Source organism: Streptomyces sp. NBC_00287, assembly GCF_036173105.1.
Taxonomy (GTDB): Bacteria; Actinomycetota; Actinomycetes; order Streptomycetales; family Streptomycetaceae; genus Streptomyces.
The window spans coordinates 1,049,528-1,073,756 of the sequence record NZ_CP108053.1; the positions used below are offsets into that span (position 1 = coordinate 1,049,528).

Here is a 24,229-nt window from a genome sequence, read left to right on the forward strand (position 1 = left end):
CAGGGTAGGCACGCGGCACGGGTTCAGTCCCCCGCGGCGGCCCGGACATGGTCGGCGCACCACTGCCGGGCCGCGTCGGCCACCTCCTCCAGGGCGCCGGGCTCCTCGAACAGGTGAGTGGCGCCGGGCACGACATGGAGCGTGCAGGGCACCCGCAGCCGCCGCGCCGCCTCCTCGTTCAGCCGCAGCACCTCCCGGTCCCGCCCGCCCACGATCAACAGCACGGGCGCGCGTACGGCGGGCAGGGCGTCCTCGGCCAGGTCGGGCCGACCGCCTCGGGAGACCACGGTCAGCACGCGCGCGGGACGCTCGGCGGCGGCCACCAGGGCGGCGCCCGCCCCAGTACTGGCGCCGAACAGCGCCACGAGCAGCCCCCGCGTGTCGTCCCGCTCCGCGAGCCAGTCGATCGCGGCCACCAGCCGCCTCCCGAGCAGCGGAATGTCGAAGCGGTGCTCGCGTGTGAGCTCGTCCTGACGTTCCTCCTCCTCACTGAGCAGGTCCATCAGCAGGGTGCCGAGCGCGGCGGTGCGCAGGGCCTCGGCGACCTGCCGGTTGCGGGGACTGTGCCGGGAGCTGCCGCTGCCGTGCGCGAAGAGCACCACCGCGCGCGCGGAGTCCGGTACGACCAGGTCGCCCGCCAGTTCGATGCCCGGGCCCGCGGGCACAACGACCGAGTGGGAGATCATCACCATCGCCTCCGCTGACCGAGTTCCTCCGATCCGGCCGGGCAACCGGCCTACCGTGGAGATATGGCCGGCGACGCGGTGACGCTGTTCCTGTGCGGCGATGTGATGCTCGGGCGCGGCGTCGACCAGATCCTCGCGCACCCCGGCGACCCGGCCCTGCGCGAGCCCTACGTCACGGACGCCCGCGACTATGTCCGGCTCGCGGAGTCGGTGAACGGCCCGGTCCCCGCCCCGGTACCGCCCTCCTGGCCATGGGGCGAGGCCCTACGAGTCCTCGACGCGACCGCGCCGGACGCGCGGATCGTCAACCTGGAGACGTCGGTCACCGGCGACGGCACCTTCGCACCCGGCAAGGAGATCCACTACCGGATGCACCCCGCCAACCTGCCCGCCCTCACGGTGGCCCGGCCCGACGTCTGCGTCCTGGCCAACAACCACACGCTGGACTTCGGCCGCGCCGGACTGGCGCAGACGGTGGATTCCCTCGCCCGCGCGGGGCTGCGGACAGTGGGCGCGGGACGGGCCGCGGACCAGGCGTACGCACCCGCGGTGGTCCCGCTCGACGGCGGTGGCCGGGTGCTGGTGTTCGCGCTGGGGATGCGGTCGAGCGGCGTCCCGCCGTCATGGTCGGCGGGGCAGGACGAGTCCGGGGTGGCGTACGCGCCCGCGCCGACGCCGAGCGTGGCCGCCGCACTGCTGGATCGCGTACGGCGGGTCCGGCGCGCCGGTGACCTCGTGGTCGTGTCGGTGCACTGGGGCTCCAACTGGGGGTACCGCGTGCCCCGGGACCAAGTCGTCTTCGCCCGCGCCCTGGTGGACGGCGGGGTCGATGTCGTCCACGGACACTCCTCGCACCACCCGCGTCCGGTGGAGGTGTACCGAGAGCGGCTGATCCTGTACGGCTGCGGCGACTTCGTCGACGACTACGAGGGCATCGGCGGCTTCGAGCAGTACCGGGACGATCTGCGGCTGATGTTCCTGGTCTCGCTGGCGGCGGACAGCGGCCGGCTGACCGGGCTGCGGATGGTGCCGTTGCGAGTCTGCCGGATGCGGCTGGAGCGAGCGGGGGCACCGGACCGGGAGTGGCTGCGGGCGACGGTCGAGGGGATCAGCGAGGGCGTCCATGTCGAAGCGGCTGACGACGGGTCACTGACGCTGGGGTGAGCGGCTCCTGCGCAGCCGGAGGCCCGGGCGGGGCGTTGTCAGTGGTCTCGCCTAGAGTTCCGGTCACTTGATCACTGGAGTGCGGGGAGGCACCTGTGGGGTGGGTGACGGCCGGCGACTACGAGGTCGCGCTGGACGCAGGGAAGGTCGTGTGCCGCAACGCGGCCGGGCGGCGGCTGAAGTCGGTACCGGCCAAACTCGCGGACGATCCCGCGGTGGTGGGGTTGCGTCAGCTCGCCAAGTGGCTGGAGCGGCACGAACGGCAGTGCCTGGCCGACGTGGAGCGGTGGATGGTGCGCTCGCTTCCGGTGCCGCTCGCGGTCATCGCCCGTGTGTGGCCCGACCCGGCCTGGCAGCGCGCCCTGCGCGACCTCGTCGTCACCGGACCCGACGGTGAGGTCGCCGGATTCCTCCGGGACGCCGACCTGGACCGCGGACTCGGGCTCGTCGACCTCGACGGCGACACCGTGCGCGTCCGTCCCGAACTCGTCCGCATCCCGCACCCGGTGCTCCTCGACGACCTGGAGGAGCTGCGGGAGTTCGCCGTCGAGCTCGGCGTGGAGCAGCGGGCCCAGCAGCTCTTCCGCGAGGTGTGGCTCCGCCCGGCCGGTCTCGACTCCGAGTCCACGGTCGTCGACGACTACGCGGGCGGGGTGTTCAAGGAGCTGCGGTTCCTGCACGGCAGGGCCACCCAGCTCGGCTATCGGGTGCGCGGCGGCGACGCGGTCTGCTCGCTGCGCGAGGACGGCCGCGCGATCGAGGCCCGGGTCTGGATCGGCGACTACGAGACCTACATGGAGACCGAGACCGGCCCCCTGAACTGGACGGACGGCGCGGGCCGCGTACTGAAGCTCGGTCAGGTCGGGCCGGTGGCCTGGTCGGAGGGCATGCGCATGGCGGCCGCGCTGTACGCCGGGCGCGACATCGAGGACGAGGAGAAGGCCGCATGAGCACGTACGACGAGACCATCGCGGCCGCGCTGCTGGAGGCGGGCGCCGTCCTGCCGCCGGGCACCACGACCCGCGAGGACGCGGACACCCTCACCGTCCGCACGTACACCCACCCCGCCCTGGACGACCGGTGCGTGGTCCGGCTCGTGCCCGGCACCCTCGGCGAGGCCGAGGACCTGGCCCTGGAGTTCCTCGGTCTGGCCCGGGAGCCGGAGGCGCCCGAGGTCGGCCAGGTGCGCCGCGAGACGCTCGGCTTCCCCGCGTGGGCGCTGGTCCACGACCCGGCCAACGGCCACCACGCACTGGCCCTGGTCAAGGACGTCGAACGGCTCGCCCGCCAGGCCAAGTCCCGTCCCGGCACCGCCAAGGAGGGCTTCGAGGAGCTCGGCGAGCGGCTCGGCCGGGCCGTCCCGCACTTCCTGCCGACCTTCTACGAGCAGGCGGCGCGGATCTTCCTCCAGCACGAGAACACCACCTACGCGGCGGCCTTCTTCGGCAAGGCACGCGAGGCGGAGCGGGTGCACGCCCTCGCCGTGGACGAGGACCGGCAGCGTGCGGTGTTCCTGGAGTTCGCCTTCGCGGGGGCGCTGACGGTCAAGGCCCTCAAGGAGCATGTGAAGGACCTCGCCCGCCGGCTCGACCCGGGTGCGGCGTGGGCGCAGTACCGGCAGTTGACGGTGGAGCGCTGCGCGGCGGGCATGCCGCCGTACGCCTCGCTGCCGCAGGACGCCCGGAGCCTGATCAAGGCGGCCGGTCTGTCCCGGGTCACCGAGGAGTGCGAGCTGGTCGCCGACCTGATCGCCTCCCCGGCGGCCGTGCGCGCGCCGGCCTCCTTCTGGAACACCTACCGGGCCACCCTGTCCGCCCTCGCCGAACAGCGCCCGGTCGTGCGCGTGCGGCTGTTGGAGATCATGCCGGGCGGGCTGGGCCGTACCGTCGAGGACGACGAGTTCTGGCTGGGGCTGCTGGCGGAGAGCGGGGCGGACCGGCTGCTGACCGGCGAGGACACCGGCGCGGCGGGCGAGGTCGGCGCGGCGGACTGGCTCGGCCGCTGGGCGACCCACCGCAAGCACGGCGCCTCGGTTTCCGGGCGCTCGCCCGCCACCCTCGCGCTGGTCGCGCGCATGGCTGAGCGGCTGCGGGCCGACGGCCGGGCGGTCGACCTGTTCACGGGGCGCTGGCACGCCGGTGCCGATCTGGATCTGCTCGACCTGTGCGCGGCGGAAGGGGTGCCGCTCGCGGTACCCGACGCGGAGACCCCCGTCCACCTGGGCCTCGACCGGTGGCTGCGCGACGAGCGCGCCGGTCGCCGCGACCTGACGGCCGCAGCCGCGGATTCCCGGCTGCGGCGCCTGCTGTACGAGGCCATCGGCACCCTGGGCCGCGATCGAGCCACATCCGAGCTGCTGGAGGCGCTCGCCGTGCACCCGGTGCTGGGCGAGGTGCTGCGCGAGTGGATCGCCGACAGGGCCGGGGAATTCACCCGGGCGACCGGGCTGCCCGGTGCCCGCGCGGCGCTGGACCGGCTGCGGACGTTCCGCTCGGTGGCGTCCCGCGTCGATGCCGACGCGGTCGCCCGGGTCGCCGCCCACGAGATCGCACCGGTGCTCGGCCGCACGCTGCGCGCGGGCATCCTGGACGAGCTGGGCTGGCCGGCCCTCGACGAGGCGCTGCGGCTGCTCGACTCCGAGACCCGTGACAAGGGCCACCTCAACGAGCTGGCGGTCAACGAGGCGTGGCCCGCGCTGATCGTCTCCCGGGGGCACAAGGCGGTCGTCGTCGGCCCGGAGAAGGTGCTGCTCGAGCACGACCTGCGGCTGCCCGTGGAGCTGGACCGCTGGAGCCGCCCGCAGTTCCGCTACACCGACGGCGAGCTGCTGGTGATGTGGCGGCACGAAGGCAAGCAGTTCGGCTACTGGTCGGCACGGCCGTCCGAGGTGTTCACCCTGGGCGGGGAGCAACTCGGCTACTGGTACGGCCACCATGTCGGCTCCCCCTCGATTCCGCTGCCGGCCGGCGGCCGGGCCACCGGTGGCCGCACACTGCACGCCGGTGACACCGTCCTGCCCCCGAACCGAGCCGTCATCGGCGACGGCACCACGTGCTGGCGCCAGGGCCGACAGGGACGGCAGCAGCTGTGGCTGGAGTACGACCCGGCGACCGGCACGCACGGGCGTGCCTCGCTGCCCGCCTTCCTGCGGTCCGGGATCCGCGAGGACGCCACACTCCAGCAGGATCTGTGCGACGTGCTGCCTCTCCAACCCGGCCTCGAACACAGCCCGTTCGGCACCGACGGCACCGTCCTCGGCCGCTGGGTGCGCACCGAGACGGAAGAGGGCGAGACCCTGCGGACCGCCGGCACGCCGGACGGCCGTACCGTCACCCTGCGCGGGACCCGCGGCCTTCCGCTCGGTGCGCTGCGGCTGCCCGGGGGCGCCGAGCCCGTCGCGGCGATCGTCGACACACATGTCGCCCTCTTCGCGGCCGACGACACCTCCGAGGCCGGTCTGCTCGGCCGGGTGTCGCTGGGCGACCGGGGCAGCGAGTACGCCGCCGGCACCCGGTACGTACCGCCGGTCGCCTTCTGGCACGCCCTGCGTCCCCGCGACGAACGGGGCTCGGCCGTGCTACGCGCCCTGAGCGACGAGCGCGCGGCCGACCTGCTGCGAGCGGGAGCGACTGCCCTGGCCGAGCACCGGGCGCAGCTCGCCGCGGCGCCGGACGCCGAGGCCCGGGCCAAGGTCACGGGCGCCGACGAGTCCGTCCAACGGGCCGTGGCGTCGGCCCTGCCCGAACTCACCGACGAGCGGCTGCTCATCGGCCTCTCCGCGCTGATCCGATCGGCACTGCGCATCACCGAGTCGGCGACCGCTCTCGCGGCCCCGCCCGTCGAGCACGCGCGGCCGGACCGGCGCCGCACCGAGGGCATGTTCGCGGACTACAGCCCCGCGCACGGCGACGACCGGACCCTGAACGACGCCACCGGCGGCGTCGCCTCGCTGTGGGGAGGCTGGGGCAGCGAGGAGCGGTGGACCGTGCTCCGCCAGATCCGCGCGGTGAACCACGTCCTGTCCGGGCAGCCGGCCGACGGCAAGCCGCTGCCCGCCGAGCGCGGACGTCCGGCCCCGCTCGGGGACGGCTGGCTCAGTGAGGAACTCACGATCCCCAGCATCGGCACGGTGTGGCCGTCGCTGCTGGGCGTGGTCCGGCCGCTGGCCTACCGGGCCGCGCTGCCGACCGTGTCCGACGCCCAACGGGAGGCGCTGCTCCTGCTGTTCGAGGCGCTCGCCGAAGGTCCGCTCGCCGCACCCGGGGACAGCCTGCGCGAGGTGGTCCTCGGCGAGCCGCACGAGAACCAGCAGCGCGTCGGCCAGGTACTGCGCCGCGACGGCCGTACGGTCGTCGTCCTCGGCTGCCAGAACGTCGACACCGCGCGCGGGCGGGTGAACTGGCTCGCCCTGGACCACGATCCGTCCGGCGCGTTCGGGGCGGTCGCCCACTTCACGCTGGAGAAGGAGACGCGGCACGGGCAGGCGTTCCCCGCCGACGGGCTCGCCGCCGTCGCCCGGCTGATCCGGGACAAGGGCGCCGCTCCCTGGCGGCCCGAGGCGCACGAGGCGTTCGCCGCCGCGACGCGGGACGGGCTCGGCCCGCTCCAGGCGACTCTCCTGCTCGCCGCCCAGCCGCGCGGTCGAGACGAGCAGACGCTCGCCGTGATGGGCTTGAAGCCACGTCAGATGGACCAGGCGAACGGCATGCTGGGCTCGCTCTCGGCGCAGGACCGCACGGCGCTCCTCGGCGCGCTGCTCCCCTCCGAGCCCGCCGACCTGTGGTCGACCGGCCCGGACCTGGAGGCCGCGGGCCGGGTGTGGGCCGAGCGGCTGGGCTCCGTCGTCCGGGTGCCCGAGGACCTCTCGGCGGACCTCGCCGGACTGCCTTCCGCCTCCGCCGAGGTGGTGCTCAACCCCGGCCGCACGCCCTGGATCAGCCGCACCACGGCCTTCCACTTCGACAAGGACGGCAACTGGGTCCCGGAGGACCCGGCCGCCCTGCCCAGCCGCTACGACCTGGGCGGAGCCGTCGCCGCCCTGGCCTCGCTCGCCTACGCCCTCCCCTACGGGCACCCCCTGCGAGTCCTGCTCCCGGAGAGCCTCGCCGCACTGCGGCGCCGGTTCGCCGACCCGGAGCTGATGCTTCCACTCGACGTCGAATGGACGGAGAAGGGGAGTCCCACGGCCGTGGAGGTGCGCAAGGCGTACGGGCTTCCGGAGACCGGAGGGGCCGACGCACAGGGCCTGATCCGCGTCGGCGAGGCGCTGGTCCTGCGCCCGTGGCACGGCGACAGCGAGATCACCCTGGTCCGCCCGGCAGGCCTGACCGGGCCCGACGACACCGTGTTCGGGCTCCTGGAAGGACTCACGGGTCCCCAACGAGGCGCAGGCCTACGGTCGTTGCGCGCACTCCTGGGCGACGACCTCGCCCGAGCGGTCGCCGCCGACGGTCCGGTCGGCCATGCCCAGGACCCCATGGTCAGCGTGCCGGAGCTGGTCACGGAGGTCGCCGCGGCCCACGGTCTCGGCGAGGACGCGGCGGCGCTCTACCTCCAGCTGCTCGCCCTGCCCGACCCGACGGACCGCAACTGCGCCCGCTGGACCGGCTGGAAGCCCGCCCGGCTGAAGAAGGCCCGCGCCGAGCTGGCGGCGACCGACCTGGTCGTCGAGGCCAAGCGGCCACGCGCCGGGCGCACCTTCTTCCTGCCCGGCGGCTGGCGCGACCTCAAGGGCTCCGCGCTGCCGGTGGAGAGCTGGAAGGAAGGCCTCTACCCGATCCACGACCGCATGCGCGCCGTCCCCGACCTTCCGCTGCCCGAACTGTTCGCCCGCGCCTGGGAACGCGTCCAAAGCGGCGACGCACCGGCGTACGAGGAACTGATCACGCGGGTCACCCGGAAGGGGCGCCGCCGATGAGGGCCCAGCTCACCCCTACCCGAACCGACCGGAAGAACCGTCGCCGATGACCAGCACCCTGCCCTCCGCCCCGACGCGTCAAATCGTCCCGCCCGAGGAGCTGTACGCGACCGAGCTGGCCTTCCTCGCCGCCTACGACGAGGGGCCGCGACCGCCCGCGTGGTGGCTCACGCCCCGTGCCGTCGTCACGTTCGTCATGGGCAGCGGCGGCCGGGCGCTGAAGCTGCCCGACGCTGCCGAGGCGCCGGACGGCGTGCCGCGACGCCTGGAGGTGTCGGCCAAGTTCGTCGGCGACCGGGCGCTGGTGGAGCGGTGTGTCGTCACGCTCGCGGGCGAGCGCGGCCTGCTCCTGGTCGGCGAGCCCGGCACCGCCAAGTCCATGCTGTCCGAGCTGCTGTCGGCCGCCGTGTGCGGCACCAGCGGCCTGGTCGTCCAGGGCACCGCGGGCACCACCGAGGACCAGCTCAAGTACGGCTGGAACTACGCCCTGTTGCTCGCCCAGGGCCCGAGTCGGCAGGCGCTGGTGCCCTCGCCCGTCCTGACCGCCATGTCCCTGGGCGCCATCGCCCGGGTCGAGGAAGTCACCCGCTGTCTGCCGGAGGTGCAGGACGCCCTGGTGTCCCTGCTCTCCGAGCGGCGTATCGCCGTACCGGAACTGGCGGGCGGCGAGGACTCGTTGGCGCACGCCGCGCCCGGCTTCAACCTCATCGCCACCGCCAACCTGCGCGACAAGGGCGTCTCGGAGATGTCCGCCGCGCTCAAGCGCCGCTTCAACTTCGAGACGGTCGGCCCCATCGCGGACCTCGACGCCGAGACCGCGCTGGTGCGCAGTCAGGCGCGGGCGTCCGTGGAGCGGGCGGGCGCCGCCTTCCAGGTGGACGACGCGGTGCTGGAGGCGCTGGTGACCGCGTTCCGTGATCTGCGGGAGGGGCGGTCGGCGGAGGGCTGGGAGGTGGAGCGGCCGTCCACGGTGATGAGCACCGCGGAGGCGGTGTCGGTGGCGGGCGCGCTGGGTCTTGCGGCGGCGTACTTCCCGGGCGACCGCGATGTGCTCGGCCTCCTGCCGGGCCATCTGCTCGGTGTGGTCCGCAAGGACGACCCCGCCGACGCGGCCCGGCTGCGCGGCTACTGGGACGGTCCGGTCCGGCGGCGTGCCGAGCAGGGCTCCGCCACCTGGCGCACCCTGTGGGACCTGCGCACGGTGCTGGAGGGCTGACGCCGTGCCCCTCACCCCCGACGAGGCCGTGGCGGCCCTGACCGACCCGGCGGCGCCGTACCTCATCGGCGTACGGCATCACGCGCCGTCCCTGGCAGCGGCCATGCCCGCGCTGCTGGACGCGGCGAAGCCGGACGTGGTGCTCGTCGAACTCCCCGCGGAGATGCAGGAGTGGCTGCCGTGGCTGGGCCACGAGGAGACACGGGCACCGGTCGCGCTCGCGGCGGCGCCGCCGGACGGGGGCGGCGGACCGGCGTTCTACCCGTTCGCCGACTTCTCGCCGGAGCTGGCCGCCGTGCGCTGGGCGGCTCGGCAGGGGGTTCCGGTCGTGGCCTGCGATCTGCCGCTCGCCGACCGCGCGTGGGGCGAGGGGCGGGATTCGGCGGGGTCGGCGTCCGTCGGTCCCGGGATCGCCGACGCGTTGCGGGCCCGGCTGACCGGCCGCCCGGGGGACGACCTGTGGGACCGGCTCGTGGAGGCCACGGCCCCGGGATCCCCGCCGGAGGCGTTGCGCCGGGCCGCACTGCTCACGGGGTGGGCGCTGCGCGAGGACGCGGCGGGCTCGGGGGGTGTTCCCGAGCTGGATCTGCGGCGCGAGGCGTGGATGTGTGAGCGGCTGGCGGCGGCGACCGCAAACGGGGAGCGTGCGGCGGTGGTCGTCGGTGCGTTTCATGCGCCGGCGCTGGTGTCCGGCGGGCCTTCTCTCAGCGTCGGCACGCTTGCGGTGAGCGGGAGTTGGATCACCTCGCTCATCCCGTACACCTACGCCCTGCTGGACGAACGGTCCGGATACCCGGCCGGGATTCGGGATCCGGAGTGGCAGCACCTGGTCCTGCGGGCGGCCGGGGATCCGGCCGCGCTGGAGGAGGCGCTGACGCGGGCGGCTGTCGAGGTGTGTGCCGCGCTGCGGTCGCTCGGGCATCCGTCGGGGCCCGCCGACGCGCGGGAGATCAGCCGCCTGGCCGGTGATCTGGCCCGGCTGCGGGGGCTGCCCGCGGCGGGGCGCGGAGAGCTGGTCGAGGCCGTGCAGACGGTCCTCACGCAGGGCGAACCGTACGGCAGGGGGCGGGCGGTGGCCCGGGCGATGGAGCGGGTGCTCGTCGGAACCCGCACCGGACAGCCCGCGCCCGGGGCGCCCCGCAGCGGCCTCGCCCCGGCGGTGGAGGCGCAACTGGCGGAGCTCGGCCTGCCGGGCCCGGGAGCCGAGAGCGCATCGCGTGATCTGCGGCTGGATCCACTGCGTTCGGATCTGGACCGCCGACGCGAGCTGCTGCTGCGCCGGCTGACGGTGTGCGGGGTGCCGTACGCACAGGCCCAGGAGGTGGCCGGGGCGGGCGGGGCCGACGCGCTCACCTCGCGGTGGGAGGTGCGCTGGACTCCGGCCACGGCGGCCATGGTGACCGCTGCCGGGGTACGCGGGGTCACCCCGGCGCAGGCAGCCGAGGGTGTGCTGCGGGAGCGTCGGCGGGTGGAGCGGGACGAGGGCGGGAGTACGGCCGACCAAACGCTGCGGGGCCTGCGGGAGGCGGCGGAGTGCGGCCTGCCCGCGCTCGCGGACGAACGGCTCACCGATGTCGCCGACGTGCTGCCCCACTCCGGCACACTCCCCGAACTCCTCGCCGGTCTCGCCCTGTTGGACCGGTTGCAGGCGGGTCACATCCCCGGGCTCGGCGCCGACGAGGACAGTAGGACCCGGGCCGCCGCGGTGGCCGAGCTGCTGACGGCCGCCGCGGTGCGCCAAGTCGACGGCCTCACAGGTTCCGAGGATCCGGCCGACGCCCACGCCCTGCTCGAACTCGCGCACCGCGCCGACGTGTTGGGCGGAATCCGGCTCACCGACGCGCTGGCCCGGCTGGCCGCCGACGGTTCGCCACTGATGCGGGGCGCCGCGGGGGCCGTACGCGTGCTCCTCGGGCACGAGGCGCCCGATGCCCTGGGCGGCCGTATCGCCTCCTGGGTCGACTCGGCCACAGGGCCGGAGTCCAGGTCGGCGCTGACCGCGCGGCTCACCGGAGTGCTGACTGCGGCAGGACCGCTGCTGGAATCGGCGTCCGCAGCGCTGGAGCCGCTGCTGAGCCGGGTGGTGGAGCTGCCCGACCGGACGTTCCTCGATCGGTTGCCCGCCCTGCGAGGAGGTTTCGACACGCTCAGCCCGGCGGCCCGTGAGCGCCTGCTCACCGCCGTCGAGGAGCGTCTTGGCACCAGCGGAGAGGTCACCGACACCGGCGGGTTCGACCCGGCCGCGCTCGCCGCGTGGACCCGCGCGGATCTTGCGGTCCGGGCGGACCTGGCGAGGCTCGGACTGCTGCCGTCCCCTGTCGCCACGGTTGCGGGCGGACGCGCCGCCTCCCCACCGGAGTCCCAAGAAGCCGCCCCGTCGGCCCCCGAAGAACCCGAGCCCGCGCCACTCTTCGACGAGCGCCGCCTCTCCCCCACCGACCGCTGGCGGCTCGTGCTGGGTCGGCGTTCGGATCAACTGGCGCGTTCCGCCGCCGGGTTGGCGACCGCGTTGGACGAGCTGTACGGCGCCGGGCGGGGTGAGGGCAGTCGAGGTGGGTTGCCTGGAGCGGGTGGTCGTGGCGGGGGGCGGGAGGCACCGTACCCCGGGGTGCGGGAGTGGTCCGAGGAGCTGGCGGCGCTGTTCGGGCCGGGGATCCGGGAGGAGGTGCTGGCGGCCGCGGCGGCGTCGGGGCGTACCGATGTGCTGGCCGAGCTCGATCCGGACCGCGTGCGGCCCTCGGTGGACCTGCTGCGGACGGTGCTCCGGCACGCGGGCGGCCTGCCCGAGGCCCGGCTGGCCGCGCTGCGTCCGCTCGTGCGGCGCCTGGTGGACGCGCTGACCAGGGAGTTGGCCACACGGCTGCGGCCCGCCCTGCACGGTACGGCTCTGCCGCGCCCCAGTCGGCGGCCGGGCGGCGGCCTGGACCTGCCGCGCACCCTGCGCGCCAACCTGGCGACCGCGCGGCGCGGCCCGGACGGGCGGATCGTGGTCGTGCCCGAGCGGCCGGTGTTCCGTACGCGGGCGAAGCGGGCCGCCGACTGGCGGCTGATCCTGGTCACGGATGTGTCGGGGTCGATGGAGGCGTCCACGGTCTGGGCCGCGCTCACGGCCTCGGTGCTCGCGGGGGTGCCGACCCTGTCCACGCACTTCCTCGCCTTCTCCACGGAGGTCATCGACCTCACGGGCCATGTCGACGACCCGCTGTCCCTGCTGCTCGAGGTCAGCGTGGGCGGCGGCACGCACATCGCTGCGGGCCTGCGGCACGCGCGGGAGCTGGTGACCGTACCGTCGCGGACGCTCGTCGTGGTCGTCAGCGACTTCGAAGAGGGCTATCCGCTCGGTGGACTGCTCGCCGAGGTGCGCGCCCTGGTCGGGGCCGGCTGCCAGGTGCTGGGCTGCGCGAGCCTCGACGACGCGGGCCGTCCCCGCTACTCCACGGGCGTCGCCGGACAGCTCGTCGCCGCGGGCATGCCGGTGGCCGCCCTCAGTCCGCTCGAACTCGCCCGCTGGGTAGGAGAGAAAATCGCATGAGTCCGGTCCTTCCACCGGTCGCGCCCGACGTCACCGCGGAACTGGTCGGGGCGTTGTCGCCCCGGCTGCGCAAGCGGCTGGACGCGGGGATCGCCAAGCTGGCCGTGCGGCCGGTCGTCGTGGACGGCGACACCGTACGCCTGGCTGTGGACGACGACACCGACCTCGAACTGCACGCCCCGGGCGGGGCGGTGACGAGTACGGACGCGATCCGGTGCGGGTGCCTGCTGGCACCGGACTGTCTGCACCGAGCGGCGGTGGCATCGGCGGCCCCCGTCGCGGACACGGCCCCGCCCACCCCTGCGCCGATCCCCGAGCCGACAGCAGCCCCGGACCCCGAGCCCACGGCAACGCCCGACCAACGCAGCGCCGCCCACACCCTTCACGCCGCCGCGGCCGCCGTACTCGACGCGGGTACGGACGGCGCCGGAGCCGTCCTCCAGGCGGAGTTGTTGCGCGCGGCGCACACCGCGCGGCTCGCCGGGCTGCCCCGGGCCGCAGCCTCGGCTGTCGCCGTGGTCACCGGGCTGCGCGCGGCCCGCGGCGCGGATCCGTCGTATCGACTCACCGACCTCGTCGCCGCGCTGCACGGCGTCCTGGGCGCGGCACACCGTCTCCCGCACGCCACCGGACCCGAACTGGCCGCGCTGCGCGGCAGCGTGCGGCAGCCGTACACCCCGGACGGCTCCCTGCGGCTGTACGGGCTCTTCTCGGAGCCCGTCCTCACCGCGACCGGCTACGCAGGCGCCGTGACCTGGACCGCCGACGCCGAAGGCCGTCTGTACACGGTGTCCGACGTGGCGCCGGGCGGTTCGGGGCGGGCGGTGGGGGCGGCCGAGCGTGCCGTACGCGTCGGTGACACGGCGCTGTCCCATCGGGAGCTGTCCCGGGCGGGGCTCGCGGTGTCCGGGGCGACTGTGTCGCCTACGGGACGGCTGGGCGCGGGGAAGGGAGTACGGGCGGTCCGCGCGTCCGGCGTGGCCTGGGACGGCGATCCCCTGGACCGGCTGTGGGCCGTGCCCGCCGCCGAGCAGGCGGTACGCGCGCTGTCCGACGACGGGCACGGCTTGCTCTTCCTGGACGTCACGCTGGTCGGTACGGTCCGTGAGGCGGCGGGCGACTGTCTGCTCGCCGACTGCGACGGCGTGATGATCCGGCTGGCCGCCGCCCACGACCATCCGGCGCTCCCCGACCGCGACAACCTCCGCCTGCTCGCCACCGCCCCGGGCACCCGGCTGCGTGTCGTGGCCCGACTTGCCCCGGCCCCGCACGCCCGTGCCCTGCTCCTCGCCATCAGCCACCCCGCCGATCCCGAGGCCCGCCTGGACCTGGGCTTCGACCGGCTCCAGCACGCCGACCTGCCCAACGGCAGCTCAGCCGCGCCCGGGGGCCCTCCGCCCGCCGCCGACGAACCGCCGCTGCACCTCCTGCGCCGCCGAGTCCACCAGGCCGCCTCCGGAGGCCGCCGAGTCCTGGCCTTCCCCGGCGACAGCACCTCCGACAGCCGGCGCCTGCACCGCCTCGGCCTCACTACGGCAGCAGCCCTCCTCGACGAACTGCGCGCAGCCGCCACCGACCGCGACCGCGACACCTTCGGCCGCCTGATCCCGACGGATGTGGCCCGCTTCGCCCGCGCATGGCTGGCCGCGGCGCACTACACGGCGGAGGTCGATCGCGCGCTGTGCGCGGCGGCGTGGGGAGCGGAGCCCGGAACCATGTGACGCGACGGCCCTCAAACCGGCCCGGCACGACCCGCCCCTTCGCGCGCGGTGCGCGGCAGCGTGAACCCGGAACCACTTGACACGACGACCCTCAGACCAGCCCGGGCACGACCCGCCCTTCGCGCGCCGTGCGCAGCAGCGTCGAGAGCGGAACCCGGAACCACGTGACACGACGAACCTGCGTCCATGTAACGCGACGGCCCTCAAGCCGGCCCCGGCATCGACCCGCCCTTCAGCCGCTCCAGATCCGACGAACGGACCTGAATGGCGAGGACCGCGATCAGCGCGGCGACCACCGTGAAGATCGCGGCCATGATGAAGGCCGACGAGACTCCGGCGGTGAGGACCTCGTCCGACCAGGGAGGTGGCAGATCGCCGGTGCGCTCGAAGCGCAGGCGTTCGGCCGGGGTGGCCTGGGCCAGGAAGTCCGGTATCTGCTTCTCCGCCTCGTTCCTGCTGGCCGTCCCGTACATCGTGACCAGGATGGACAGGCCGAGCGAACCGCCGACCTGCTGGGTGGCGTTGAGGAGTCCGGAGGCCGCGCCGGTCTCCCGGACGGGGACGTTGGACAGCGCCATCAGCGTCAGCGAGACGAACTCCATGCCCATGCCCAGGCTGAAGACGAGCATCGGCCCGAGGACACTGCCGGCGTAGGTGGAGTTGATGTCGGTCAGGGTCAGCCAGCTCAGGCCGGCCGCCGCGAGGATCGCGCCGACGACCATGAACGGCTTGGGCCCGTACGTGGGCAGGAACTTCGAGGCCAGCCCGGCGCCGATCGCGATGACCGCGCTGACCGGCAGGAAGGCGAGGCCGGCCTGCAACGGGCTGAAGTCCAGCACGTTCTGCACGAAGAGCGTCAGGAAGAAGAACATGCCGAAGATCGCGGCGGCCAGGCACAGCATGATGCCGTACGTGCCCGCGCGATTGCGGTCGGCGAACATGTGCAGCGGCGTGATGGGCTGGGTGGACCGGCGTTCCACCAGGATGAACACGGCAAGTATGACTATGGCCGCGGCGAACGAGGCCAGCGTGAGCGGGTCCCGCCAGCCGTCCTGCGCGGCCCGGATGAAGCCGTACACCAGGAGCACCATGCCCACGGTGGAGGTCAGTGCGCCGGTGATGTCGAAGTGCCCGGGGTGGCGTTCGGACTCCTTGATCCACTTGGGTGTGGCGAGCGCGATGAGCAGGCCGATGGGGACGTTGACGAAGAGCACCCACCGCCAGTTCAGCCACTCGACGAGGATGCCGCCGGCCAGCAGTCCGATCGCGCCGCCGCCCGCCGAGACCGCGGCGAACACGCCGAACGCCCGGTTGCGTTCCGGGCCTTCGCGGAAGGTGGTGCTGATCAGGGCGAGGGAGGTCGGTGAGGCGATGGCGCCGCCGACGCCCTGCAGGGCGCGTGCGGCGAGGAGTTGGGCCTCGTTCTGGGCGAAGCCGCCGAGCAGGGAGGCGAATACAAACAGCAGCACGCCGAAGATGAACACCCGTCGTCGGCCGAGGATGTCACCGGCCCGGCCGCCCAGCAGCAGCAGTCCGCCGAAGGTCAGCGTGTAGGCGTTGACCACCCACGACAGGCTGGTGGTGGAGAAGTCCAGGGAGCGCTGGATGTCCGGCAGCGCAATGTTCACGATGGTGATGTCCAGGACCACCATCAACTGGCACGAGGCGATGACGAACAGTGCCATCGCGTTTCCGCCACCGCCGTTTTCCTTGGCGGTGGTCTGCGGGGATGTGGGCTGCGGGCTGCTGCTCATATTCGTGTCGCACTCTCGGGGCTTTCACCCACGCGAGGGGTCAGTGAACGACGGCGTCCACTGTCGGTCCACCGTTCGACGGTACGCCCGAGCCCGCACGGTCACCACTCGATCAGCGGTACCGCTCATGGACCACACCCCTTGACGCCCGGGAGGGCGGTTGGCACACTCGCGGGCCAATCACAGAAAACGCTTGCTATATCACGCCCCGCGTGTGAATCGATTCAATCGGGAGCCGAGATGCAACACAGAGCCGCAACAGGCCGCCGCAGGCGTGCCGTTGTCACCGCCGCCTGCGCCACCGCCCTGCTCACCGGCGCCGCATTACTGACCCAACCCGCGAGCGCGGCCGCACCGCGTCTGGCCGCGGCCTGCGGTGAGGGCGCCTACCAGGCGGAGGCCGTGCTCAGCGGCAGCACCTGGACCGCCCGCCGCGGCAGTTCCGTCGTGTACACCGGCACGGACATGCGCGCGGCGATGCAGGCCGCCGTCAACAGCCTGACGGCGGGCCGCACTTCGAAGGAGCGGGTCGTCGTGCACGGATCGGGATCGATCAGCGCCGGGTCCCGGGTCTCCCTGCCCAGCTACACCGTCCTCGACGTCTGCGGCACGATCAACGTCACCGGAACGGGCTCCGGCGACCAGGCCCCGGTCTACGCCCGCGGCGTCCGCGACATCGAGGTCCAGCACCTCAACCTCACCGGCGCACCGCTCTACGGCGTCTTCATGCGCAACGTCCAGAACGTCGTGCTCGGCCAGATCGACATGCGCCTGTCGGCCGGCCTCGGCGTCCGCATCGACAACCGCGGCGACACCAGCCAGTGGACACGCAACGTCCGGATCGACAACGTGTACGTGTCCGGGGCGAGCAGCCACGCGGTGGAGACGTACGGCGTCGACGGCCTCACCGTCGGTACGGTCACCGCGCGCAATGTGGGCGAGTCAGGCCTGCTGCTGAACCAGACCATCAACGCCACCGTCACCAAGGTCGACGCCGACGGCGCGGGCACCGGCACGGGCTACGCGGCCTTCCGCATGGCCAACCGCAACGGCCGGGTGGGTAGTTCGTACCCCACCAACATCCGCGTGGGCGAGGTGATCGCGCGCGGCGGCGGACGCGGGGTGTTCTGCGTGTCCGAGAGCGGCGGCGCGGTCATCGACCGGGTCAACCTCTCCAACACGGGCAACAACTCGATCCTGATCGAGAACTGCTACAACGTGAACATCGCCGCCCAGAGCGGCAGCGTGACCGGCGGCGGCGAGATCCGGCTCGCGGCCCGTTCGGAGTTCCCCAACAACTCCGACATCACCATCCAGAACCTCACGGTCACCAACTCGGCGATCAACGAGAACCCGTGCGGGACCAACACCACGTTCCGGAACAACACGCTGGTGAACAGCCGGCAGACCATCTGCTGAACCAAAGAAGGGGGCGGACGAGCCGCTCGGCCCGTCCGCCCCTTCGTCTTGCTGCGTCAGCAGGTGCGGCCGGTGTAGTACGCGCCCTCGATCTTGCTTGCGGAGCCCAGCCAGGACTTGCCGGGACCGACACACCGCTCGTAGTCGGCCTGCCAGGCGACCTCGACCTTGATGACGATGTTCGAGCCGTCCGAGGTGCAGTGGTGGTAGAAGGCGTCGGAGCCGGTCTCGTAGAAGCCGCACGGGTCGGCGGCGGCGGCACCGGCGGCCGTGGTGACCACGCCGAAGGAGGAGAGGACGAGGGCCGCGCTGCCGAGGGCGCCGGTCACGAAACGACGAACACGCAAGGGGAACTCCATACCGCTGAGGGGATCGGACCCGGCCGATCCGTTGATCAATGCCGACCCAGGATCACCGCTCCGCACCCCCGAGTTGATCAAGTGGCGGCCTCCTTCACCCGGCGGATCGATTTGTCGTTACGCCGACCGGTTGACGTCCGTCGGATCGCCTGCGGCCAGCATCAGGCGGTGGCCCTGCTGTTGCTCAGCCCACCGCGAGCGGCAGCCGTTGAGCGAAGTCGCCCAACGCGGCCTTCTCCGCGTCCGTCGGCTTACGGCGGCCCGTGCCGATCAGCAGGGCGTCCTTGTCGGAGAGGGCCGCCGGGAACGGCGTCCCCGCGAGCTTCTCCAGCAGTTCGCGGGTCGCCGCGAGGGTCTCGGCCGGCGGTTCCGGGGCGGACGGGAGGTGGGCGATCAGGTCGAGGTGGTGCAGGGTCCATTCGAGGACGTAGGCGTGGAGGAAGTCGCCGACGGTGAGTACCTCGTCGCGGGTGCTGACGCGGGCGGCGGGGTCGGCGAGTTCGGCCGCGCGGCCGGTGGCGGAGCCGACGTCGTCGAAGTGGAACTTCAGCCACTTCGGCTCGCCGTACGCCGCGGCCAGCCGAGGGATCAGCGCGTCGAGCGGGTCCTCGCCGGTCGGGGGCTCGACAAGCTGCCAGTAGGTGACCGCGTTCACGGTCGGTTCGGTGTCGGCGGGTGTGACCAGCGTGATCAGGATGTCCTGGGCGCCGATGACCAGGTGACACACGAGGTCCCGCACCAGCCAGCCGGCGCAGCCGGAGGGCCGCTCGAAGTCCTCGTCGGGGAGGTCGGCGACAGCGGAGCGCAGTGCCGTCCATGAACGTGAGAAGAGATCCACCGCTCGACGGTAGGTCCGCGGAGGGAGGGCCGACAAACTCATTCCCGTCCAGGCCGGTCAACGGTCTACGGTGACCCCATGGGCAACGACCGACGCATCCGCCGCCTCGTGGTCGACGGGACTGTGTGGCACTGGACGGTCCGGCAGCGGGTGAAACCCGACTACGCCGACTGCCGGTTGACGCTCTCCCTGTTCACGGAGGAGCCGCAACCGGGCGCTCGACGCCGACTGTCCCTGGTCTTCGCCCCGGGCCCGGAGAGGATCATCTCCAACTGTTCCTTCGAGCAGGGCACGGTCGTACGCCTCCCCGACCGCGACTGGCTCAACCTCTATGAGCCGGGCACGGTCCGGCGCCTGCTCGACGCGGCCGCGCCCGTTCTGGAGACGCGGCCACGGGAGCAGAACGTGGAAGTGGACGGCTGGCCCTACTTCGACGCCGTCAACTGCCCCAGCCCACGGTCTTGATGAGCGGCACGTCGTGGGTGAACCGACGGAACCCCACGCTGTAGTACAGCCCGCACGCCGCGCGATGCCCCGGTGCGCCCAGACAGGCGACCGTCATGTGACGGGCCCCGGCCTCCCGTGCCAGATGCATCCCGTGCAGCAGTATCGCCCTGCCGAGACCGAGACGCCGGTAGTCCGGATGCGTTCCGACCGGCTCGAATTCGGCGGTCTTGTTGGCCTCGTCGAGCCACATGATCGTGGACGCGGCCATGGTTCCGTCGGGCGCCTCTACCAGGATGTGCAGATCGCCGCGGTACGGCGGGGTCCGCCGGACACCCTCGTAGGCCTCCGCCGAATACGGTGACGGAGCCCAGGCGTCCACATGGGCCTGGACCACGGCCTGCCGTCCGGCCTCGTCGGCGGTGCGGAAGCGGAATCCGTCGGGGAGCACCGGCTGTTCCACGTCATCGAGGTCCCGCTCATTGAGCTGAGTCCAGGAACCGGTGTCGCCGAGCGAGGCCGGATCGGTCTCATAGCCGTACGCCGCCCAGCGCTTCAGGGCGAACTCGTCGGCGGCCTGCGCCACGACCGTACGCTCGACACCGACCGTCACACCGTCGAACCAGTCGATCACCTCGTCCACCAGCTCACGGTGGTCGGGATGGACCTGATACGCGAGATAGGCGCCGGCGACGTCCTTCACCGACCCGTCGCTCCGCCGCACCCGGTGGGGCAGCTGGGCCCAGCCCCACGCGACCAACTCGTCACCGGAGAACCACAGTCGGCGCAGCCAGCTCTCGCCGTTGCCGACGTGCCCCTTGCCCCAGTTCCAGGCCAGTTCTCCGTACGACGCGTCGCTGTTGACCAGGTCGGGGCGGACCGCGGTGACCCGCTGCGCCAGGGCTTGCATGAGCTGTACGTCCGCAGCGGTCAAGAGCTCGGAGTCATCCATGGTGCGCCACTGTGCCAGGGCTCCGCGAAGCCATCGACCCATTTTCGGCAGCGCTGCCCACGCCCTCCCCCCGCCCGCAGAGCCCGTACCGCCGCTCCGGCCGTCCCGTCGCGCCGTAGCGGAGGGAGACGTCGGCGCGGCCGATGGTGTGGAAGTGCTCCAGGTAGCGGCGGGCGCTGACGCGGGAGATGCCGGTGAGGGCGGCGCACTCGGTGGCGGAGAGGGTGCCGGGGCAGTCGCGGAGGGTGCGTTCGATGAGCTCGGCGGTCTCCACGCTCATGCCCTTGGGCAGCGCGCCGGCCACCGACGCCGGTGCCGCTGCGCCCGCCAGCACCCGGTCCACGTCGGCCTGGCTGCGGACGACGGCGCCTCGTAGTCGGCCGCGCTGGTCGGCGTAGCGCTCAAGTCGCAGTCGCAGGTCCTGGAACTCGAACGGCTTGAGGAGATAGTCGACGACGCCGTGGCGGACGGCGCCGCGTACCGTGTCGGCCTCCCGGGCCGCGCTGATGACCATGACGTCGCAGTCGTGCCCGGCGGTGCGGAGCCTGGGAATGACGTCGAGGCCGAAGATGTCGGGGAGGTAGAGGTCCAACAGCACTACGTCGGGGCGGAGTTCGTCGACCGCCGCGATGGCCTGTGCGCCGGTGCTGGCGACGCCGACGACCTTGAAGGGCGGGACGCGTTCGACGAAGGCACGGTGGACACGGGCCACCATGAAGTCGTCGTCCACGACGAGGACGCCTATCTCGTGCCGTACGTCGGTCATGTCGCTCCTTCCGCCACCGCGTCGGTGAGGTGGCTGACGGTCATGCGCGCGGTGAACATGGCCCCCTCGGGGGTGTTGGTCACCGAGATCTCACCGCCGTGACGTTCGCAGACGAGCCGGGTCAGCGCCAGGCCCATACCGCGTTCGCCCTCCTGGGCGGCCTTGGTGGTGAAGCCGTGGGAGAAGACCTCCCGCGCGAGTTCCGGTGCCACGCCGGGACCGGAGTCGCGGACCACGATCTCCACGCTGGAGGCGTCCTGGCGCAGTTCGACCTCGACCCAGCCGTCGTGGGCGGCCGCGTCCACGGCGTTGTCGACGAGGTTGCCGACCACGGTCGCCACGTCGGCGGCGTCCTCCGGGGTGAGCCGGTCCAGCGCGGTGTCGTCGGAGATCCGGAGGGCGACCCGGCGCTCTGCGGCGAGGGAGGCCTTGGCCATCAGCAGGGCTGCCACGGCGGTGTCGCGGACACGGCGGCTGAGGGTGATGTCCAGGGACTGGCGATGGCGGCTCAAGGCGCGGATGTAGTGCACCACCTCGTCCTGTTCGCCGATCTGGATGAGCCCGGAGATGGTGTGCAGCTGGTTGGCGAACTCGTGGGCCTGGGCGCGCAGCAGTTCCGTGGAAGAGCGGAAGGAGCCGATCTCCCGTTCCAGACGGGCGAATTCGGTGCGGTCGCGCAGGGTGGTGACCGAGCCGAGCGCGCGGCCGTCCTTGGTGACCGTCATCCGGTTCATCACCAGGACCCGGCCGTGCCGGACGACGACCTGGTCGGGCCGGTCGTCCGCGGTCCCGGCGAGGACGTCCCTCAGCCGTCCCTCGATGCCGAGTTGGGCGAGGCTCTGGCCCACACAGTCCTCGGGCAGGTCGAGCAGGCCGCGGCCCATCGCGTTGACGAGGGTCAGCCGGTGCTGCGGGTCCAGCGCGACGACGCCCTCGGCGATGCCGTACAGCATCGCCTCGCGGTGTTCGGCGAGGCCCGCGATCTCGCGTGGCTCCAGGCCGAGGGTCTGGCGTTTGACGCGCCGGGCGAGCAGCCAGGAGCCGGCCACGCCGAGGCCGCTGGCGATGCCGAGGTAGGCGAGGAGATAGGAGGAGGCGCCGCTGAGGCGCTGCCACACCGTCGGGTCGGCCACGCCGATCATCACGGTGCCGAGGTGGCGGCCCAGGTTCTCCCGGGCGGCGCCGAGGACGGGGACCTGGGCGACGCGTTCGCGGCTGCCGTCCAGGGTGAGCGGTCCCGACCAGCCGCGGCCCGCCGCCGCGCCCGCGCCGAGCGGCAACCGGTCGCCGATGACGGTGGGGTTGGTGGAGCTGACGATCCGGCCGCCCGCGTCGGCGATGGTCACGGACGTCACCCCGGACTGGGTCTGCATGGAGTTCACCAGCGGGGCGAGCGCCTCCTGCGGCACGGGCTGCGTGAGCTGGCTGCGGACAAGGGGAGTTGCGGCGAGTTGTTCGGCCAGGGCGCCGACCCGGCGGCCCTCCACGCGGTTGAAGGTCGCCTCGGACTGGGCGAGCGAGACCGCGGCGACCGCGAACAGCACCATCACGACGATGGCGAGCTGCAGGAGCAGCATCTCGCCCGCGAGGGTCTGGCGGCGGAAGGGGGCGACCACGACGTACTCAATCTCCGACCTGGTGATTCCGGGTGCCGGGTCGCCCCATCATCGCCTCGGCCCGTGGCTGGGAAAAGACGTGCGCCGCTGACACAAAGACCAAAACCTCCGTTGGTTCCGCAAGCGAGACAGGCCGACGCCACGCATGCACGCTGTGGCCCACATCACGCTCTCGACCGACAGGTGGTGGCACTCGTGCGCCTGCGCACTCCCCTCGCCCTGTTCGGGGCCGCCGTGCTCGTCCTCGTGGGACCGCCGCTGCTGACCACCGGCAGCGGTTCCGAGACCGGCACCCAGATCCCGGGCCTGCGCCTCATGGTCCCCAACACGCCCGGCGGAGGTTACGACATCACGGCCCGTACGGCTGCGAAGAACGCCGAGGACGCCGGACTCACCCACAACATCGAGGTGTTCAACCTCCCGGGCGCGGGCGGCACTGTCGGTCTCACCCGGCTGGTGAGCGAGCACGGCAACGGCAAGCTCGCGATGTCCATGGGCCTCGGCGTGGTGGGCGCGGCCCGCTCCAACCACGCGCCCAAGACCCTGGCCGACACCACGCCCATCGCCCGGCTCACCGAGGAGCAGGACGTCGTGGTCGTCGCCAAGGAATCGCCGTACAAGACGATCGACGAGCTGATCGAGGCCTGGAAGGACGATCCCGGAAAGCTGCCGGTGGGCGGGGGGTCCTCGCCCGGCGGGCCGGATCATCTGGCGCCGATGCTGATGGCGCGGGCGGCCGGGATCGCGCCGAAGGAGGTCAACTACATCCCCTTCGACGGCGGTGGTGAGCTGCTCGCCTCGATCCTCGGCAACAAGGTCGCCTTCGGGGTGTCGGGGGTGGGCGAGTACCTGGACCAGATCAAGGCGGGTGAGCTGCGGGTGCTCGCGGTCACCGGTCCGGAGCGGGTCGGCGAGCTGAAGGACGCGCCGACGCTGAAGGAGTCCGGGTACGACGTGAGCTTCACCAACTGGCGCGGCATCGTCGCCCCGCCCGGCCTGACCGAGGCCGAGCGCGACAAGCTCACCCGGCTCGTGCGGGAGCTGCACGCCTCGCGCGAGTGGCAGAAGTCCCTGGAGCAGAACGGCTGGGAGGACGCCTTCCTGACCGGCGAGAAATTCGGCGACTTCCTCGCCAGTCAGGACAAGCGCGTTGTTTCGGTGCTGAAGGAGCTGGGACTTTGACTCCTCTCCGCCACGAAGTACGGGGATTCCTGGCTCACGCTGCTCTCTCGCTCTGCGAACGATCGAGTCTTACGCGATCAACGCCAGCCGGGTTGAGACCAGCCCGGACAAAGCTACGAATTATGGGATCTGACATGCGTGCTTGGCTCTCGCTACGCGGTCGACGACTCTACCACTGGATGCGTGAATTCTCCGAACTCGGTGTGTGCGTCCTGCTGTTGGCGCTCGGAGTGCTGGTACTCACCGACGCGCTCACCATGGACGTGGACATCGCCCAGCGCGGTCCGGTCGGTCCGAAGACCGTGCCGATCGTCGTCGGTATCGGGCTGCTGGTCATCGCGGCGCTGCTCGCCGTGGACGTCCTGCGCGGCGGCCGGGGCCAGGCGGAGACCGGCGAGGACATCGACCTGTCCGAGCCCGCCGACTGGCGCACGGTGGCGCTGCTCACCGGGGTGTTCCTCGGCGCGGCCGTGCTGATCGAACCGCTGGGCTTCCCGGCGGCCGGCGCCCTGCTCTTCTGGGGCGCGGCCTTCGCCCTCGGCAGCCGCCGTATCGACCGCGACCCGCTGATCGCGGCGGTGCTCTCCCTCCTCACCTACGTCGTCTTCAACAACCTGCTCGGAGTGCCGCTGCCCGGCGGTCCGCTGATGGGAGCGCTGTGAC

17 protein-coding genes are annotated in these 24,229 nt (G+C 72.8%); 10 read left to right on the top strand and 7 right to left on the bottom strand.

All coding sequences use genetic code 11. From position 1 onward, the window contains the following. Positions 1-23 precede the first annotated feature (23 nt). On the bottom strand, positions 24-686 hold the full coding sequence (locus OHT76_RS05140; protein WP_328869541.1) for a dienelactone hydrolase family protein: 663 nt from the start codon (positions 684-686) through the stop codon (positions 24-26). Positions 687-749: 63 nt separating this feature from the next. Between OHT76_RS05140 and OHT76_RS05145 the strand changes: the two genes are divergently transcribed. From OHT76_RS05145 to OHT76_RS05170, 6 genes are all read left to right on the top strand, one after another. After that, positions 750-1,850, top strand: coding sequence for a CapA family protein (locus OHT76_RS05145; protein WP_328869542.1), 1,101 nt, complete (start codon positions 750-752; stop codon positions 1,848-1,850). A 95-nt stretch (positions 1,851-1,945) separates the two neighbouring features. Then, complete coding sequence (locus tag OHT76_RS05150; RefSeq protein WP_328869543.1) at positions 1,946-2,800, top strand: DUF4132 domain-containing protein; 855 nt, start codon at positions 1,946-1,948, stop codon at positions 2,798-2,800. After that, a complete protein-coding gene (locus OHT76_RS05155) occupies positions 2,797-7,767 on the top strand; it encodes a hypothetical protein (RefSeq protein WP_328869544.1) in 4,971 nt (1,656 codons plus the stop codon). The genes OHT76_RS05150 and OHT76_RS05155 overlap by 4 nt, the downstream gene beginning before the upstream one ends. A 46-nt stretch (positions 7,768-7,813) precedes the next feature. Next, entirely contained in the window at positions 7,814-8,983 is a 1,170-nt protein-coding gene (locus tag OHT76_RS05160; protein ID WP_328869545.1) for an ATP-binding protein, read from the top strand. A 4-nt stretch (positions 8,984-8,987) separates the two neighbouring features. Continuing rightward, on the top strand, positions 8,988-12,515 hold the full coding sequence (locus OHT76_RS05165) for a vWA domain-containing protein (RefSeq protein ID WP_328869546.1): 3,528 nt from the start codon (positions 8,988-8,990) through the stop codon (positions 12,513-12,515). After that, positions 12,512-14,236 carry a hypothetical protein gene (locus tag OHT76_RS05170; RefSeq protein ID WP_328869547.1) on the top strand — a complete coding sequence of 575 codons (1,725 nt, stop codon included), beginning with the start codon at positions 12,512-12,514 and terminating at the stop codon, positions 14,234-14,236. Before OHT76_RS05165 ends, OHT76_RS05170 begins: the two co-directional genes overlap by 4 nt. Positions 14,237-14,439: 203 nt before the next feature. On the opposite strand, the gene OHT76_RS05175 is transcribed toward OHT76_RS05170, so the two are convergent. Beyond that, entirely contained in the window at positions 14,440-15,990 is a 1,551-nt protein-coding gene (locus OHT76_RS05175; protein WP_328869548.1) for an MFS transporter, read from the bottom strand. 240 nt (positions 15,991-16,230) lie between these two features. Here OHT76_RS05175 and OHT76_RS05180 point away from each other — a divergent pair, with 240 nt between their 5' ends. Then, positions 16,231-17,409, top strand: coding sequence for a hypothetical protein (locus OHT76_RS05180; protein ID WP_328869549.1), 1,179 nt, complete (start codon positions 16,231-16,233; stop codon positions 17,407-17,409). A gap of 56 nt (positions 17,410-17,465) precedes the next feature. On the opposite strand, the gene OHT76_RS05185 is transcribed toward OHT76_RS05180, so the two are convergent. Beyond that, a complete protein-coding gene (locus OHT76_RS05185; protein WP_328869550.1) occupies positions 17,466-17,768 on the bottom strand; it encodes a DUF6355 family natural product biosynthesis protein in 303 nt (100 codons plus the stop codon). Between the two features lie 184 nt (positions 17,769-17,952). Further along, complete coding sequence (locus tag OHT76_RS05190; protein ID WP_328869551.1) at positions 17,953-18,606, bottom strand: maleylpyruvate isomerase N-terminal domain-containing protein; 654 nt, start codon at positions 18,604-18,606, stop codon at positions 17,953-17,955. A gap of 78 nt (positions 18,607-18,684) precedes the next feature. On the opposite strand from OHT76_RS05190, the gene OHT76_RS05195 reads away from it, so the two are divergent. Beyond that, positions 18,685-19,071: a hypothetical protein gene (locus OHT76_RS05195; RefSeq protein WP_328869552.1), complete on the top strand. Its 387-nt coding sequence runs from the start codon at positions 18,685-18,687 to the stop codon at positions 19,069-19,071. Here the strand turns inward: OHT76_RS05195 and OHT76_RS05200 are convergent. The 3 genes from OHT76_RS05200 to OHT76_RS05210 are packed head-to-tail and all read right to left on the bottom strand — an operon-like array spanning position 19,046 to position 22,345. After that, entirely contained in the window at positions 19,046-20,002 is a 957-nt protein-coding gene (locus OHT76_RS05200) for a GNAT family N-acetyltransferase (protein ID WP_328869553.1), read from the bottom strand. The genes OHT76_RS05195 and OHT76_RS05200 overlap by 26 nt on opposite strands. After that, positions 19,995-20,768: a response regulator gene (locus OHT76_RS05205; protein WP_328869554.1), complete on the bottom strand. Its 774-nt coding sequence runs from the start codon at positions 20,766-20,768 to the stop codon at positions 19,995-19,997. Before OHT76_RS05205 ends, OHT76_RS05200 begins: the two co-directional genes overlap by 8 nt. After that, the gene (locus tag OHT76_RS05210; RefSeq protein WP_328876454.1) at positions 20,765-22,345 is read right to left on the bottom strand and encodes a sensor histidine kinase; all 1,581 of its coding nucleotides are present in this window, start codon (positions 22,343-22,345) and stop codon (positions 20,765-20,767) included. The genes OHT76_RS05205 and OHT76_RS05210 overlap by 4 nt, the downstream gene beginning before the upstream one ends. A gap of 234 nt (positions 22,346-22,579) precedes the next feature. Between OHT76_RS05210 and OHT76_RS05215 the strand changes: the two genes are divergently transcribed. Then, positions 22,580-23,566 carry a Bug family tripartite tricarboxylate transporter substrate binding protein gene (locus OHT76_RS05215; RefSeq protein WP_328876455.1) on the top strand — a complete coding sequence of 329 codons (987 nt, stop codon included), beginning with the start codon at positions 22,580-22,582 and terminating at the stop codon, positions 23,564-23,566. Positions 23,567-23,688: 122 nt separating this feature from the next. Then, positions 23,689-24,228 (top strand): tripartite tricarboxylate transporter TctB family protein, encoded by a 540-nt coding sequence (locus OHT76_RS05220; RefSeq protein WP_443049717.1) that lies wholly within the window; start codon positions 23,689-23,691, stop codon positions 24,226-24,228. The last annotated feature ends 1 nt before the right edge of the window (position 24,229 follow it).

Excerpts from the sequence above, each read along its gene's own strand:
- OHT76_RS05140 (WP_328869541.1), bottom strand. The coding sequence starts at position 686 with ATGATCTCCCACTCGGTCGTTGTGCCCGCGGGCCCGGGCATCGAACTG.
- OHT76_RS05145 (WP_328869542.1), top strand. The coding sequence starts at position 750 with ATGGCCGGCGACGCGGTGACGCTGTTCCTGTGCGGCGATGTGATGCTC.
- OHT76_RS05155 (WP_328869544.1), top strand. The coding sequence starts at position 2,797 with ATGAGCACGTACGACGAGACCATCGCGGCCGCGCTGCTGGAGGCGGGC.
- OHT76_RS05160 (WP_328869545.1), top strand. The coding sequence starts at position 7,814 with ATGACCAGCACCCTGCCCTCCGCCCCGACGCGTCAAATCGTCCCGCCC.
- OHT76_RS05170 (WP_328869547.1), top strand. The coding sequence starts at position 12,512 with ATGAGTCCGGTCCTTCCACCGGTCGCGCCCGACGTCACCGCGGAACTG.
- OHT76_RS05175 (WP_328869548.1), bottom strand. The coding sequence starts at position 15,990 with ATGAGCAGCAGCCCGCAGCCCACATCCCCGCAGACCACCGCCAAGGAA.
- OHT76_RS05180 (WP_328869549.1), top strand. The coding sequence starts at position 16,231 with ATGCAACACAGAGCCGCAACAGGCCGCCGCAGGCGTGCCGTTGTCACC.
- OHT76_RS05185 (WP_328869550.1), bottom strand. The coding sequence starts at position 17,768 with ATGGAGTTCCCCTTGCGTGTTCGTCGTTTCGTGACCGGCGCCCTCGGC.
- OHT76_RS05195 (WP_328869552.1), top strand. The coding sequence starts at position 18,685 with ATGGGCAACGACCGACGCATCCGCCGCCTCGTGGTCGACGGGACTGTG.
- OHT76_RS05200 (WP_328869553.1), bottom strand. The coding sequence starts at position 20,002 with ATGGATGACTCCGAGCTCTTGACCGCTGCGGACGTACAGCTCATGCAA.
- OHT76_RS05205 (WP_328869554.1), bottom strand. The coding sequence starts at position 20,768 with ATGACCGACGTACGGCACGAGATAGGCGTCCTCGTCGTGGACGACGAC.
- OHT76_RS05210 (WP_328876454.1), bottom strand. The coding sequence starts at position 22,345 with ATGCTGCTCCTGCAGCTCGCCATCGTCGTGATGGTGCTGTTCGCGGTC.
- OHT76_RS05220 (WP_443049717.1), top strand. The coding sequence starts at position 23,689 with ATGGGATCTGACATGCGTGCTTGGCTCTCGCTACGCGGTCGACGACTC.